Raw genomic sequence first — 15958 nt, 5'->3', positions numbered from 1 at the left:
ATAGCGCTGTCCGTTTGACAAAAGCGACAGCGCTTTTCAGTTTAAAGCCAATTGGTCAACATTATCCCTACCCCCAATGACTGAGTTTGATGGTTATAATCCAGCAAAGATTGACCATAACCATTAAAATATTGCACGTAACCACGGGTTTTTCCCCATAAAGGGAAAGTGAACCCGACCTGAATCGCGCCTCGGTTATCGGAGGGTTTTAAATTGTTTCTGAACATCACATCGATGGTGTAGTCATCCACAACGTGAATCAGGTTCAATTCACCGTAACCATAATAATTTTCGATATTCGGATTATCATCTAATTCGACATTTTCAGGAATTCGATACCAAGGCTTAATAGAAAACGCGGTGTCGCCCAATTCAAACATGAAATCGACGTAAAATCGGTTCCATGAACGAGATAAATCCCCAGACTGCCCATTCGACTGATGGTTAAACCCATAAGCCACGTAGTTTGGCTTGATACCTAAAAAACCGTTTTTTGGTTTTGTCACAATAAACGCTTCTGGCTCATGGTTGGTGTCGCGAAACGGTGCAGAAATATCGCTGTTATACGATTGCCAATAGGCCTGCTGTGTGTAGGCAAACCACAAACTTGTATTGCGACCGACTATGTCATAAGCGACGGGGAATTTTAAACTTAGTTGAAACTTAAATTCCACGCTGTCTAAACTTTCTGTTCCCGCATCATCGCCTAAAAATGCACGATCATTTGGGTTTGACGTATAGGCGATGGGTAAAAAATAATTAGGTTTATGCGGTGTTAAAACAAATGGATTATTCACCGTCGATGCTTCTCGATTTTCTCTTTGCTGAAAAAGTCCATTATCATCTTTAGCGCGCTTAACAATGGATTCTGGTACTTCAGGCTCTTCCGGAAAATAAGAAGTGGCTGCCTCACTCTCCGGCAACCACTCACTCCGAAGCAATGGCCCACTGATTATCTGATCTTTAGCGGGATCACCGTTGGATGCGGAGTCGTCGACCTGCGCCCAAAGCTTGCTGGGCAGCAACATACAGCTCAGCATTATTGAAAACAGCGTTGCTGAACAAGGTATTACTTTCATCAATTCACACTCTATGGATGCTAATGACCCGCTTCTTTTTAGGACAAATTCGATGAAGACAGCACGACTTTTTTAGCGTAAGTCTCACGTTCCATTTCACAGATTTCGGCAGAAAAGCTGACATTTTTCAGGGAAAAACGCGTCAAGGTTTCGAGTATCAAATGTGACAACTGCTGTCTTTGCTCTGTACTTCTTCCAGACAACATTCTGATCGTCACATGCACAAAGGCATCTTCTTGACCACCCGTCACGAAACTTTTATAAGCATTACTGCGCAACTTAATATCGGCTAATGCAAATAAGGAAGACGCCATACATGCTTCTTTGACTGCTTCGAGCAAATCGGCAGGCGGCACTTCTTGCTCTAAATTTTGACTGTACTCAATAATACAATGTGGCATACCAGACTCCTGCGTTTGGATTTATGAAAAAAATGACGTTATCAGTAGCCTCTCGAGACATCAACACAAGAAGGAATAATACCGGTCATACGATAATATTTTATGTTATCCGCAAGAATAAGACTGGCACTTATCAAATGAGTTGGGGCTGAAATATGCGGCAATACGGTGACCGCGTGGTGTTGCCAATATTGATGATTTTTTGGTAAAGGCTCTTGCATAAACACATCTAATACCGCGTGGGACACAACACCTTGATCGAGCTTTTCAAGCAGAGCGTTGTCGTCAATAATCAAACCACGGGCAAAATTAATCAACCCAGCCCCTGCGGGCAAATACGCCAAGGATTCACGGCTCAATAAGCCTTTCGTTTCTGAGGTAAGAGGTAAAAGACACACCAAAATATCACTCTGTCGTAATAAAGACACCAACCCCTCATGACCATCAAAACAGGTAATACCCGCTATGTGTTTCTCATTACGACTCCAGCCGGCCACTGAGAACCCATTATGAGCCAATCTCAACGCGCTGACTTTTCCTAATTCGCCCAACCCAAGAACACCAATACGGCGCTCTTTTGCCTGCACCATTGGCCGCTGTTCCCAGCGATAATTCGCCTGTTGTTTGGCATAAGCAGGCATGTCTCGATGCAAGAAAAGGGTCCAAGCCAATACGGCTTCCGACATGGTATCAGCAAGCTGTGGATCAACCAAACGCACAATAGAAAACGTTGGTGACACCAATTCGTGCACCATACGTTCGACACCGGCCCACACACTGTGTACCCAGGTCAAAGCAGGTAACGCCAGTAAATCATTCGGTTCAGGGTCCGCCACTATCGCCAAATGACAAGCTGATTTTTGCTCTGGAGTTAACGTCGCGAAGGGCACGATATGCTCGTCTGGCATGGCGGCTGATAAGACATCAATCCACGCTTGTTGCGCGTCCAAATCCAAGCGACTTACAAAAGGAATCACCATAAAAGGCACCAAAGAAATCATCGTGCATAAACCTGAGCGGGGTCTTTAAAGCCTTTTAATTCAATCGCATTACCGCTGGGATCTTTGAAAAAAAGAGTCCATTGCTCGCCAGGCAAACCTTCAAAACGTACGCTAGGCGCAAGATCAAACATCACGTTGGCGTGAGTTAATCTAGCCGCTACGGCTTGCCATTCGTCCAACGGTAATATCAGGCCAAAATGAGGCATTGGCACAAGGTAATCCCCTACACGACCTGTGTTGGTCGTTGGGCTTGGCGTGCCTAAATGCAATGATAACTGATGGCCATAAAAATCAAAATCAACCCAAGTCTCTGTGCTTCGCCCTTCCGTACAGCCGAGTACGTGCGTATAAAACTGGCGTGTTTTCTCCAGTGACGTTACGTGAAAAGCGTAATGAAATAATGTGGACATACGTGCTCCTATGTGTCGGATTGATCAGCTCTGTGTGTGTTCCGTCGTCGCGTTTCATGGCAACATAGTCGCACAAAAATCAAAACACGATAATAGGATAATAGGATATCAAGAAAGTTTAGGGGAGAGGACGCTGTCTACAAACGCGACCGTAAAATCATCAGACGGAAGAGGATGACCAAAGTAATAACCTTGGTAATAATAACACCCAATTTCACGCAATCGTTCATAATGCAGGAAGGTTTCTACTCCTTCAGCAATAACGCTAATATTCAAGGCTTTTGCCATGGCAATCACAGCATGGACTATCGCTTCGTCGCTTTTATCGGTTAACAAATCACGCACGAAGGATTGGTCTATTTTTAATCGGTCAATCGGCAAAGATTTTAAGTATTTAAGCGATGAGTACCCCGTACCAAAGTCATCAATAGAGAGATGAATGCCCATCCCCTTGATGTCGTTCATTTTTTCTAAGGATGTGGCTAAATCGTTCAACAACATATTTTCTGTAATTTCAAGGTCGATGCAACTGGCAGGGACTTTATGTTTTGCTAATTGAGCCGTAAGCATCGGCAAAAAACTCGCTTGTTGAAATTGAATTGGGCTGACATTAATCGACATACGCCAGGAGCGACGCCACTTCCCTTCTCGTAACCACGTTGCGACTTGTGACAAGGCTTCGTTTAAAACCCAATGGCCTATTTCGACAATCAGTCCTATTTCTTCGGCCACAGGAATAAACTCAGCCGGAGAAATAAACCCCCGTTTCGGGTCGTTCCATCGGATCAGTGCTTCAGCCCCGATAAGCTCATTGTTGGCATTGGTCTGCGGTTGATAATAAAGTTGAAAAAGCGTGTTTTCTGTGGCGTGATGCAGTGCTTTTTCCATTTCAAGACGTGCATCAGACACCGCTTGCATGTCATCCATATACAAAGCGAAAGTATTGCGACCAGACTCTTTTGCACGATACAAAGCCGTATCGGCTTGTTTCAAAATCGCCTCGACAGACCTCTCTTTGCCATCAAAAATAGTCCCGCCTAAACTCGCCGTGATGTGCACCTCATGACGCGCTACTTTTTTAACTTGTTGGCAAGCAGTCATGAGTTGATTCGCAAACTGCGTGGATAGTTTTTCGGCTTGGACGGCATTCTCCGCGATATTAATAAACAAGAAGGCAAACTCATCCCCTCCCATTCTGGCAATAATCACGTTATCGTCCATAAGTAAAGACAGTTGTGTCGCCACACAAGCTAATAACTGGTCACCAACATCGTGCCCCAAGGAATCGTTGATGGTTTTAAACCGATCCAAATCCATAAAAATCACAGCGGAATAACAGCCGGAGGTCTTGGTTTTTTGGTTGCGCAAAGCGTTACCAACCTGATCTACAAAGTATTGACGATTTGGCAGCGTGGTAACCGAATCATAGTACGCCAGATGGTGGATATGCGCTTGCGTTTGCTTGCGTTCAGAAACATCACGAATCAACAGCAACGTTTCAATATTGCTCTGTATCTGATACTTGACCATTCGGATTTCAACCGACAACTCAATGTCTTTTGCTTTGTAAGTTGCTTCCACTGTGAGCGGCTCATCCAACTTTAAACCATTTAATGCATCCGTAAATTGAGCCCAAGAAGACTCTGTATACAAGGCATCCAACACGTTGGACTGAAGCCCCACACCTTCGATTTTCAGCATAATCTCAGCGGCGCTATTCACCAAGATAACACGGTCATTTTGATCCAATAGAAGCATGCCATCTGCTGCATGTTCTATCATGGCTTTGGTGTGGTTGTCGCTTCGTTCCAAATCACTCAGAGCCGTGTTTAACTTTTTCCATAAGAGGGAAAAAGTCGTGTGTAGATCCCCCAACTCGTCAGAGTGATGGTGACGGTAAAAAGACGACGGTAAGGGAAAATTGCCATTTACATCTACGGTCGACAAAGACTCTGTTAAGCGTCTTAGTGGGCGCGTAACCAAAAGATAAAACAACAGGCAAATAAGTGACGCTAACAACACATCTTTAAATAAATTGTAGGTCAATATAGACAGGTGTTCTTTGAAGATCTTGTTTAATAAAAACCGCTTTTCCGGCAACAAGGTAACAGTACCAGCGTCAAAAACAGGCGTTTCTAACCGTAATCGGCGTTGATAATCGGGTAAATCTGATAAAAAGTAATTCACTAAAGAATGGCTAACCGCAAAATGGTTCGATGTGGCCGCGGTTGCTTCAACAAACAGGACACCAGCGTCATCTCGGACTTCTACGTGCGCAATAGACGCATTAAGTAATAAGCTATCAATTTGCTGCTGGGCATAGTCAATGTCCAACCGAAACATGGCTTCCGATAATGGCTTATCGACAATCGCAAGCAGCTCTTCAAAATTTTGATTGATCTGTGTTTTCTGGTACTGAATTGCATTCACCAGCTGAATAACGCTACTGATTACGCTTAATACAATGGCTAAGGCTAGGGTTAAAATCGCCTGTTTGAATAGTAATGATTTAGAAAATACAACATCCATCGTTAATGATTTACATCCTTATGATTTCATGCGAGTTTGATTGAACCGCCGTGTTTACATTCGTCTATTAGTAAGACATCGCCACTTATTTTGCAAATACTTAAGACTGGCATTTTCTACTGGATGAAACAAGGAAGTATAAAAATATCTTATATCAAAACACTGATATAAATCAAAGTGCTAATAAATCAGGAAGAGGCGAAACAATATCGAACAAAGATTAAACAAAGCAGAAAGGCAAAAGCAAATGACAACCCCCTACACATTTAGGGCGGTTGTCATTTTCTGATAAACTAAAACTAACCTATTACCGCGCCGTCATTGCGTGAAATGGCTACGACACTCGAACGTGGCACTGACATACCGCCATCAGGCCAATGAGAATCGCCTTTTTCGCCAGGATGCTGCACACCAATAAACATAGTAGTGCGATCTGCATTCCAAGTCGCGCCAGTAATTTCACACTCTTTAGGACCGACCAAGAAGCGACGAATTTCACCGGTTTCAGGATCCCCAACCAACATTTGATTGTTACCTTGGCCTTTAAATTCTTTCTCGTTTGAATAGTTACCGTCTGTCTGAATCCACAACAAACCCTTCGAATCAAATCGTAGGCCATCTGGGGAATTGAACATGTTGTCTTGATTCACATTACTGGAACCAGCATAAGCATCGTCATACACCGCTGGGTTACCCGCCAAAACAAACAAATCCCATTTGAACTCAATATGGGTATGGTCGCCACTCATTGGCATCCAACGAACGATTTGCCCAAAATTATTTTTTACCCGTGGGTTCGGGCCGGATGCAGGCGTCGAATCACCACCGGCATTTGGCTTCACACCACGGTTTTTATTGTTCGTCAAAGCACAATACACTTCGGCCTTGTGAGGATGCGCTGCAACCCACTCAGGACGATCCATGGTCGTTGCTCCGACTTTAGACGCGGCCATGCGAGTATGAATTGCGATTTCAGACTCAGTCATACCCGTCGTTTTAGGCGTTAACGCTAACCACTCGCCACGATTATTATCGTGGAATTTCGCCACGTACAAGGTACCTTCTTCAAGCAAATCGCGGTTGTTACCACCCGCTAAATATTTGTGTTTAGACACAAAACGGTATAAGAACTCACCGCGTTCATCGTCACCTAAATACACAACAACATGGCCATTTGAAGCAATAGTGAGTTCAGCATTTTCATGTTTAAAACGACCTAAAGCGGTACGTTTTTTCGGACGAGAAGTTGGGTCCATTGGATCGATTTCAACCACATAACCGAAACGGTTTGGCTCATTCGGTTCTTTAACCAAATCAAAGCGACTGTCTGCCATCGCCCAGTTATAACGACCCTCTGTGCTAAGTCCATAACGTTTGAACGCGTCTGGCATCACGTAATGTTTGTCGCTTGCGGTGAAATAGCCGTTGAAATTTTCTTCGCAAGTCAGATAAGTGCCCCATGGCGTTTGACCATTACCACAGTTATTCCAAGTACCCTTTGCCACCAAACCCTTAGGATCGTCTGACGTTTGCATCCACTTGTGGCCACGAGCAGGACCAGTGATGTCCATTTCGGTATCGGCGGTAATACGACGGTTAAAAGGCGAATCTTGTACGATGCCCCATTTTCCACCACGTTGGTCTACTTCAATGATAGAAACACCGTGTGCGGCTTTGTTTTTGCGCACATCATCGGCTGTAGTCGGCATGCCATCAGCACGGTCTGGGTGAAGCGTATTCTCGTTGGTGTACTCATTGTTGATCGCCATCACTTGCTTACCATTTCGGGTAAAAAATGCCATGCCATCGTTATGATCCCCAAACGCCAATTCTTGCGATGCACCAGAACCGCCTGTCGCCGCATTAAAAGCAGGGGCATTGCTAAACAATGGGTCTCCCCAAGACGCGACGACTTCCCACTTGTAGCCTTCTGGTACAGTAATAGTATCCAGTGCATTGGCTTTCACCATATTAAACGCAAGACGCGATTCAGAATGGCCCGTGCCAGCGGCTAAAGCATTACCCGCCGCCAGCGTGGTCGAACCTATGACAAATGCACTTGCTCCGATGGACGCGCCTCCACCCAAGAAACCGCGACGGGACACCATTTTGAGTGCCACTTTTTCAAACTCTACTATTTCTGGAGCAGGTCGAACCAACTCATCTAGTTCATCGAAACTTAAGCCGTGCTGTTGTTCAATTTTCATAATACTGCCCTATTATTAAATACACTGTTGCATTGGATAACCGATTCAAAGCGATGATTAAGAAATAAAAGTTCCGACTGAAGGAGCTTATGCAACAATTTACAGACAAAAAATTACATAGAGATGACAGAAAAATGGCATTATGGTCATAAAAGATAAGGCTTAGTTTTAGCCCTCTGTTATCACCTATAAAACATGAAACAAGTGCGCTTTTTGAAGGACAAAATTCATCAGACACACACGTTTGAAGCGGTCAATAAAACAAGGCAGCCAACAGTGCCCGCTCGCTTTTAAATCACGATGAAAGTGAAAAAACCTTTATAAGGACCACACAATGATACCTTTCTTACGCAACATCCCAATCAATTTTCGGCTTACCAGCCTCGTTTCTTTCTTTTCACTCGGGTTGCTGTTTGTCGTCTATCTCACCCTAACGGCAAATAAGCAATCTTTACTCGATGAAAAATACTCGCAAACAAAACACGTGGTTGAAACCGCCACCGGTGTTTTCACACACTTCTATAAACTGGAACAATCTGGTGAATTAACAAAGACCCAAGCTCAACGCTACGCTATGCAAACCATCAAAGACACGCGTTACGATGAATCCGAGTACTTTTGGATAAACGATTACAACGCCGTGATGATCATGCACTCGGTGTCGCCCGCACTAGATGGCAAACCCCTTGCTGATCTGAAAGACAAAAATGGCAAAAAGCTTTTTTCTGAATTTGTGACTGTCGTAAAAAAACAAGGCGGTGGTTTCGTCGATTATTTATGGCCAAAACCAGGCAGTGAAAAACCCGTTGATAAAATTTCTTACGTACAAGGCTTCGAGCCATGGGGCTGGATTATCGGCTCAGGCATTTATTTAGACGATGTCGATACGCAATTCAGGCAAGAAGCGGTAAAATTGGGGGTGATCTGCGCGGCCATTATCCTAACCGCTCTGCTTATTTCATTTTTGATTGTTCGTTCCATTCTCCTGCCTATCGGCGAAATTCAAACCGCCTTAAAAAATGTGGCTGAGGGCGATGGCGACCTGAAAACCCGCCTTTCAGAGTCCGGCAAAGATCAACTCACTGAGATTGCCGCTCACTACAATACATTCGTTAAAAGACTGTCGAAGACGCTGACCAAAGCGGTCTCACTTAACCAAGAAGTCGAAGAAAAAAGCCAAGAACTCAAATCAGTGGCGTCCAAAACGCAAGCCCTCACCGAACAGCGTGAAGGCATGTTTTCACAGATGGCAGACACCATCATGGAAGTGGACGAATTGAAAAACGATGTGAATAACAACACACAATCTACGCTTGTCTCGGCACAAACAGCCGTCGACAAAACGCAAGTAGGCCAAGAGTCCATTAAACAAACGGTTAACTCCCTTGAGAAACTGTCTTACGACTTAGAAGCGGGATTAAAAACCGTGACCGACTTAGCTGAGCAGTCACAGACGATAGGCACCGTATTAGACGTCATTCGCGCGATTGCAGAACAAACTAACCTACTGGCACTAAACGCCGCCATAGAAGCCGCTAGAGCCGGCGAACAAGGTCGCGGCTTTGCTGTGGTAGCCGATGAGGTTCGAGGATTGGCCAGCAGAACGCAAGCGTCGACGGACGAAATCCAAGCCATGATCAGCACCTTGCAACATGGCGCGAAAGAAGCCGAAAACAAAATAACCAACAGCCATCAACAGGCCCAAAAAACGACGACTGAAATTAATCTGACGACACAATACCTGCAAGAAATCGCCGTATCCGTCAGTGAAATAAGCAAAGCAAGTAACGCGGTTATTAACAGCGTTACCATGCAAAGCGACGCGGTACAAAGATTGAATCATCTGAACGAGCAGGTCACTGATCTTTCAAATCAAGCCAGTGTGCAAGTACAACAAAATAACGCAACCAGCGTTTCTTTGGCCAAAACCACCAAAGAAACACAAGAAGTGATGTCCACTTTTACGTTGTAAAAAAGGCTAACCAGAAACCCAAGTAGACAGTCAAAAATAACCAACTGACCAATCAGTTGGTTATCTTACCTCTGTGTTTTCATCGATATAAAACACTCGACCCATGGCGTACTTCTAGCCCTTCTCGGATCGATCGCTTTAACCCTTTCACCACCAAACCATAAGAATGATCAACCTGACGCTGAACCTCACCAATCGGCAATGAACCGGATAGCACAATGGAATTCCAATGTCGCTTATTCATATGATAAGCAGGCATCACATCAGTAAACACATCTCGCAATTCAATGGCCTGTTCGGGGTCGCACTTCACGTTCAACAAACGCATTTTCTGCTTATGGATCAACAATGCAAACACTTTTCCTTGCACTTTAAATACGGCGGTTTGCGCATCAAACGGGTAACACTCTTCTGCCTCGGGTTTAGCCAATAAATAGGCGGTAATAGCGTTAATTTTTAATTCGTCCATTTCCCATGTGTCAATGTTCCATGTGTCAATGTTCAATGCGTCACCCCTTACTCTTTATTTAGAAACATAAAAAAACCGCTGACACCATTAGGTTATCAGCGGTTGAATGATGATGCACTTTTCATTTCTACTGGACTAAGACACTAGCCTTGGTGAGCAAGGTACTCGTCGTAAGTGCCCTGGAAATCCACCACTTTCTTGCCTTTAATTTCAATCACACGGTTGGCTAACGACGACACAAACGCACGGTCATGGCTGACGAAAATCAGGGTGCCATCAAAGTCCATTAGCGCGTTGTTCAAGGCTTCAATGGCTTCCATATCCATGTGGTTGGTCGGCTCGTCCATCACCAGTACGTTCAAGTCGGCCATCATTAATTTACCAAACAACAGACGGTTTTTTTCACCACCAGAACAGACGCGAACTTTTTTATTAAAATCGTCGGCGGTAAACAACAAACGTCCCAGCATGGCACGCACTTTTAAATCGTCATGCTTGGCTGTACGCCATTTTGACATCCAATCAAACAAGGTTAAGTCGCAATCAAAATCATCGGTACTGTCTTGCGGGCAATAGCCGATCACGGCGTTTTCTGCCCATTTAATCTCACCGTGTTTAGCGTCTAATTCTTTCATTAAACAACGTAAAAAAGTGGTTTTCCCGGCACCATTTTCACCGATGATCGCTAAACGCGAACCCGCTTCCAAAATAATATCGCCCCCGGTAAACAAGAGTTCATCGTACCCATGACCCAAGTCTTCAAGAATCAAAGCGTGGCGATGCAATTTTTTGTCTTGTTTAAAATTCAAAGACGGCGTCATACGGCTGGATTGTTTGACTTCAGACAGCTCGATTTTCTCTAATTTTTTTGCCCGAGAACTGGCTTGTTTGGCTTTCGAGGCGTTGGCAGAAAAGCGGTTAACAAACGCTTGAAGGTCATCCATCTCCGCGCTTTTCTTCGCGTTTTCTGTCAATTGTTGTTCACGGATCAGCGAAGAGGCTTCCATGAAATACTCATAGTTCCCCGGGTAAATACGCAGCTCGCCAAAATCAATGTCCGCCATGTGAGTACACACAGAATTCAAAAAGTGACGGTCGTGGGAAATAATGATCATGGTGCACTTACGTTGATTCAATACACCGGCTAACCAGTTAATGGTATGAATGTCCAGGTTGTTGGTCGGCTCGTCCAACAGCAAAATATCTGGGTTTGAAAACAAGGCCTGCGCTAATAACACACGCAATTTCCAACCGGGGGCCACTTGGCTCATTAAACCAAAGTGAAAGGCTTCTTCGATACCCGCTTCCAGCAAAATATCACCGGCGCGACTCTCGGCGCTGTAACCGTCCATTTCAGCAAACTCGGCTTCTAATTCACCCGCGCGCATGCCGTCTTCTTCGCTCATGTCTGGTTTGGCGTAAATCGCATCGCGTTCTTGCTTGATTTTCCACAGCGCTACGTCGCCCATGATCACCGCATCAACCACGGAGTATTCTTCAAACGCGAACTGGTCTTGGCTTAACGTACCTACCTTCTCACCTGGTGTGATCGACACATTGCCTGACGTCGGTGTCAACGCACCGCTCAAAATTTTCATGAAGGTGGATTTACCGCAGCCGTTGGCGCCAATTAGGCCATAACGGTTACCGTTACCAAATTTCGCAGAGATGTTTTCAAACAATGGCGTTGCGCCAAATTGCATGGTGATATTAGCCGTGGAAATCAAAAGAAAGCCCTGAAAAAAAGAAAAGAAAGCCGTTTAAACTTGCCGCTTAGTTAGCGTACAAAATATAAACACAAAGGGGGGCGAATATAGTGATTTACCGCCGAAAAGTCGAGGATTACCCTCGGCTTATTTTAATTTGGTTACCAAAAGTTGTTCAACACGAACCCCTTCCAAATCCAACACTTCAAATTTATACCCCTCATGGATAAAAAACTCGGTGCGCTTTGGCAAACGCTTTAAGCTGTAGATAATAAAGCCACCTAAGGTTTCATACTGGGTACGATCTGGAAATTCCTCAATATCCAAGCGACGCAATACGTCGTTAATCGGTGTTAGCCCTTCAATTAGCCAAGAATTTTCATCACGCTGAACGATTTGCTCTTCGTCGTGTGGCGTTAACAAGCCGCCCATAAAGCCACCCAACAAATCTTTCACCGTCACGATGCCCACAATGGTCGCGTATTCATTAACGATAACAGCAAACGCCTGCGGTGCGACACGAAACGCGTTCAATGCTTCAGAAAGTGTGAGCGTTTCTGGCAAATAAAATACGTCTTTGTCGACTTTTTCAGGTTTGATTTGCGCTTTTTCGCCTTTAAGCACCAAACGCAAAATTTCTTTCGACTCGATAATGCCCTCGATTTTATCTAGGCTACCGTTGCACACCAAGAAGTCATTATGAGGGTGATCGATGATTTTCTGGCTGATCTCTTCACTGCTGTCGTCAATATCAAAATAAATAATTTGATCCCGTGGTGTCATGGTGCTGGCGATGTTGCGCGTTTCTAATTCAAACACATTGCCTATGAGCTGATACTCTTGGCTTTGCAAACTGCCGTCTTCTGCACCCGCGTCCATCATGGCGACAATGTCTTCCGTCGTAACGGTTTCTTCCCGTTCAATCGGCACATTAAACATACGCAAGAGCATATTGGTAATGCCGTTGAATAAAAACACCACCGGTGTTAATAAAAATGTCACCCATAGCATGGGCGTCACCATACGAATCGCCACAGCTTCCGGCATAATGATTGCCAATCGCTTCGGTAACAAATCCGCAAATAAAATAAACAACGACGTCAGTGTCAAAAACGACAACACAAAGCTAATTTGATCCAACAGAGGACCAGAATAGGCAAGGCTGACCACTTGCTTAATGTATGGCGTCAGGGTTTGTTCACCAATAATACCGCCCAAAATCGCAATCGCATTGAGTGCGATTTGGATCATCGCAAAAAAAGCCCCCGGCTTTTGTTGTAATTTTAACACCGCCATGGCTTTTACATTGCCTTCATCGGCTAACACACGCAGCTTGATTTTTCGGGCGGCGGCCATGCTTATTTCAGACATGGCAAATAAAGCACCGGCGATGATTAACAAGCCAATACTAAAAACATCACTCATTTTGATACCACTTATTTTGGGGAAACGAACCTAAACACAGAATGGGAAAAACTAGCGGCATTATAGAAGGTAGCCGAACGGTTACAATGGTTATTTTCTGTACTTTTAACAGAACGAACAACGTCGAGGTAGACTCGTCGACATAGACCCTATTCGAACGGCTTATGTAGGTGGTATCATCCGCCTGTCGGGATAAAAGGTCATTTTATGCAAATCAACAATTCATCGTTTACCTACAGTCAGCAAGGTTTGCAACGCAGCCAGCAAAAGCTGGATCAGGCCAGCCAACAAGTGGCCAATGCGTCGTTGCCAAGATCTAATCAAGCTACCGAAGTAAAAAGTAACGACTCGGATATACGAAATGGTTTACTCGACGCCAACAGCAGCGTGATCGAGGCGCAAGCCAATGCCAAAGTATTGGGCTCTTACGACAAAACCCTCGGTAGCCTTATCGATATCATGGCCTAAGTGCCATTAAATCTCGCACTGCTTGCTCTGTTGTACAACGCACCACTCGCCCGACTTCTTTTCCATCTTGTAGCAAAATTAAGGTTGGCCAAAGTTTGACCCCAAACTGACGACCTAAGCGTTTGCCTTTGCCATCCAATACTCTAATGTGCGCCTGTTCCGTACACTGAGACAAGACGGCTTTTATGGCCGGACTCGCCGCCTGACAATGACCACACCAGGGCGCACCGAACTCAATCAATACAGAACCCGCTAAACAGCCCACCTCGTCAAAACTGGGAACCGTTTCATGGTATTCAGAGTTAAACCCCATCGTCATGGCTTGCATTATTTTCTCTCTTTTTTGTGTTTGAATAACAACGGTACCTATGCGATAAACAGGTCGTTAACTATTAATAAAAACGAATCGTTTCAACAGGCTCGATCAGAGTAAGGATAAGTCACTATGTTTAGTCATATCATGCTAGGTACCAACGATCTAGAAGCGTCTCAAGTATTTTACGATGCCACATTTAAAACATTAGGCTACAGAAAAGGCATGATCGATCGCAAAGGTCGATACGTTAACCAAACGGATTCAGGCTTATTTATGATCACCAAGCCACTCAATGGTGAAGTAGCGACCCACGGCAACGGTAGCACTATTGGCTTTTCCGCCTCGTCGGCAGAGGTTGTTGAAGCTTGGTATAAAGCGGGACTTGAAAATGGCGGCACACATTGCGAAGACGCCCCCGGCATTCGAGATCTTGGCAAATCACAATTGTATTTAGCGTATTTGCGCGACCCTGCCGGCAATAAACTGTGTGTGTTGCATCGTATATAACGCGCTTTACTATTAAACGTTAACGGTCTATTCAATAACGGTCTAACAAGTGACGGTTAAATTAAGTGACGGTTAAATTAAGTGGTTATCGAGCATCTTGCAAAACTAATAGCCAACCCATTTGTGGATAACTTATCGCCCTTTTAGAGGCTGTTTTTTTACTCAGTTAAGCATGTGTTTCTATGCATTTTCTATTTTGACTAGGTCGTCATCGCTTTTCTCTCTTTATTGATCATAGCGGCTCGTTCTGTGACCACCCCAGAAGCACAATATCCTCGATACATGACTTATCTTTCTGCGATTTATTGCCGCAGTCGAAGCAGTTGATCGACACTCAGTACTAAAATGCCAAACATCAGGTGACTCATGACTTTTACCTCACCACGTACCCAGATGTGTCGACCTCCGAACTCATCCTTGAGTCGGCCATTGGCTCGTTCTGCGCCCGAACGTTCCCGATAACGCACCGTATCGGCGGGTTCAAATCCTTCTTTCTCGCCCCCTCTGGGGTTGTGATCTATCAGGGGCACATGCCCTAACTCTCTACTGTGCTCATGCAGGTCAATACTGCAGTAGGCGGCGTCCATCAGATCATAAAGGTTGGTCACCCTCGCCGCACTGATGTGAGACAGAGGGATGGCGGCACGGCTGTCATGCATGGAGGCTGAGGACAGCAAAGCGGAGATGGGGACGCCACAGTCTGCAATGTCTAGATGCAGTTTGTAGCCATTCCAGCTGTTTTTATAGCCTTGAGCATTGCATTTTGTGCCACGACGGCAATCAACCGGGATCTCTTTAAGCATCTCTTCTAGGCATTGGGTACGTTGCCGTGCCACATTGAATTTGATCGGGCGGTTTTCATCTTTGTCCTTGCGGGGCCGCCCTTTAAGCTTAGGTTTATCCGTGTCCACTTTGTCGATCTTTTGTGGACGTTCTCTCACCTTAATCGCCGTCCCGTCTCGGCTGATATGCCCAATGAGACGATCTCCAAAGTGCATTTTGATCAGCACCTCGTGGGCACGTTCGGCCAACTTATCTTTGGCAAACGTCTCGAACGCACGAGAAAAAGTCGAGGCTGAGGGCAGTTTCTTATGAAGCGGAAATCCACAGATTCGCTGTAATGCTTTGTCCATGTTTAGGCGTTCTATTAGATGCACCGTGGTGGTAAGCCCAAGCACTACCTTGGCAACAAACGCGTTGGCTAACCAAGCGAGTTCATGGGGAGGACGCCCCGTCCGATACGAAAAACGTGTCACAAACTCTTCGATGCGAGACCATTCCAAGATATGAATCAGTTTTTCAAGTTTTGGGGTCAACAAGCCTATTTCTTGGTGTAAAGCAGGAATCAATTGGCCTTGAACGATTTGCCAGCGTTGCATTATTTGTTGGGGCGTCGTAGCATTCATAAAGTGGGTATGTCGATGTTGTGTGAGAACTCTATCGTCGCCGGAAACGGCAGCCCACGTCT

The 15958-nt window shown here is 45.0% G+C and carries 14 protein-coding genes; 3 read left to right on the top strand and 11 right to left on the bottom strand.

The window, feature by feature from the left end; all coding sequences use genetic code 11:
- Nucleotides 1-41 precede the first annotated feature (41 nt).
- From FXV75_RS05000 to FXV75_RS04975, 6 genes are all read right to left on the bottom strand, one after another.
- The gene (locus tag FXV75_RS05000) at nt 42-1079 is read right to left on the bottom strand and encodes a phospholipase A (RefSeq protein WP_262368464.1); all 1038 of its coding nucleotides are present in this window, start codon (nt 1077-1079) and stop codon (nt 42-44) included.
- A gap of 38 nt (nt 1080-1117) precedes the next feature.
- Nucleotides 1118-1480 (bottom strand): 5-carboxymethyl-2-hydroxymuconate Delta-isomerase, encoded by a 363-nt coding sequence (locus FXV75_RS04995; RefSeq protein ID WP_148831466.1) that lies wholly within the window; start codon nt 1478-1480, stop codon nt 1118-1120.
- Between the two features lie 41 nt (nt 1481-1521).
- Nucleotides 1522-2460 carry a 2-hydroxyacid dehydrogenase gene (locus FXV75_RS04990; RefSeq protein ID WP_187424848.1) on the bottom strand — a complete coding sequence of 313 codons (939 nt, stop codon included), beginning with the start codon at nt 2458-2460 and terminating at the stop codon, nt 1522-1524.
- A gap of 17 nt (nt 2461-2477) precedes the next feature.
- Nucleotides 2478-2891: a VOC family protein gene (locus tag FXV75_RS04985; protein ID WP_148831465.1), complete on the bottom strand. Its 414-nt coding sequence runs from the start codon at nt 2889-2891 to the stop codon at nt 2478-2480.
- Between the two features lie 108 nt (nt 2892-2999).
- Nucleotides 3000-5420 carry a putative bifunctional diguanylate cyclase/phosphodiesterase gene (locus tag FXV75_RS04980; protein ID WP_148831464.1) on the bottom strand — a complete coding sequence of 807 codons (2421 nt, stop codon included), beginning with the start codon at nt 5418-5420 and terminating at the stop codon, nt 3000-3002.
- A gap of 299 nt (nt 5421-5719) precedes the next feature.
- A complete protein-coding gene (locus tag FXV75_RS04975) occupies nt 5720-7627 on the bottom strand; it encodes a PhoX family protein (protein WP_148831463.1) in 1908 nt (635 codons plus the stop codon).
- Nucleotides 7628-7961: 334 nt separating this feature from the next.
- On the opposite strand from FXV75_RS04975, the gene FXV75_RS04970 reads away from it, so the two are divergent.
- Entirely contained in the window at nt 7962-9599 is a 1638-nt protein-coding gene (locus FXV75_RS04970; RefSeq protein WP_148831462.1) for a methyl-accepting chemotaxis protein, read from the top strand.
- A gap of 79 nt (nt 9600-9678) precedes the next feature.
- Here FXV75_RS04970 and FXV75_RS04965 read toward each other — a convergent pair whose 3' ends face one another.
- The 3 genes from FXV75_RS04965 to FXV75_RS04955 form a co-directional block, all read right to left on the bottom strand.
- The gene (locus FXV75_RS04965; RefSeq protein ID WP_316247087.1) at nt 9679-10104 is read right to left on the bottom strand and encodes an MmcQ/YjbR family DNA-binding protein; all 426 of its coding nucleotides are present in this window, start codon (nt 10102-10104) and stop codon (nt 9679-9681) included.
- 107 nt (nt 10105-10211) lie between these two features.
- The gene (locus tag FXV75_RS04960) at nt 10212-11795 is read right to left on the bottom strand and encodes an ABC-F family ATPase (RefSeq protein ID WP_148831461.1); all 1584 of its coding nucleotides are present in this window, start codon (nt 11793-11795) and stop codon (nt 10212-10214) included.
- Between the two features lie 126 nt (nt 11796-11921).
- On the bottom strand, nt 11922-13199 hold the full coding sequence (locus tag FXV75_RS04955) for a hemolysin family protein (RefSeq protein ID WP_148831460.1): 1278 nt from the start codon (nt 13197-13199) through the stop codon (nt 11922-11924).
- A gap of 207 nt (nt 13200-13406) precedes the next feature.
- On the opposite strand from FXV75_RS04955, the gene FXV75_RS04950 reads away from it, so the two are divergent.
- The gene (locus FXV75_RS04950; protein WP_148831459.1) at nt 13407-13667 is read left to right on the top strand and encodes a hypothetical protein; all 261 of its coding nucleotides are present in this window, start codon (nt 13407-13409) and stop codon (nt 13665-13667) included.
- Here FXV75_RS04950 and FXV75_RS04945 read toward each other — a convergent pair.
- Complete coding sequence (locus FXV75_RS04945) at nt 13657-13995, bottom strand: thioredoxin family protein (protein WP_148831458.1); 339 nt, start codon at nt 13993-13995, stop codon at nt 13657-13659. The genes FXV75_RS04950 and FXV75_RS04945 overlap by 11 nt on opposite strands.
- Before the next feature lie 117 nt (nt 13996-14112).
- Here FXV75_RS04945 and FXV75_RS04940 point away from each other — a divergent pair, with 117 nt between their 5' ends.
- The gene (locus tag FXV75_RS04940) at nt 14113-14490 is read left to right on the top strand and encodes a VOC family protein (RefSeq protein WP_148831457.1); all 378 of its coding nucleotides are present in this window, start codon (nt 14113-14115) and stop codon (nt 14488-14490) included.
- A gap of 302 nt (nt 14491-14792) precedes the next feature.
- Here FXV75_RS04940 and FXV75_RS04935 read toward each other — a convergent pair whose 3' ends face one another.
- On the bottom strand, nt 14793-15896 hold the full coding sequence (locus FXV75_RS04935; protein ID WP_187424847.1) for a transposase: 1104 nt from the start codon (nt 15894-15896) through the stop codon (nt 14793-14795).
- Nucleotides 15897-15958: the final 62 nt, after the last annotated feature.

The sequence above is a fragment of the Marinomonas sp. IMCC 4694 genome, assembly GCF_008122525.1.
Classification (GTDB): domain Bacteria; phylum Pseudomonadota; class Gammaproteobacteria; order Pseudomonadales; family Marinomonadaceae; genus Marinomonas.
This window is presented reverse-complemented; position numbering and strand designations above follow the sequence as displayed.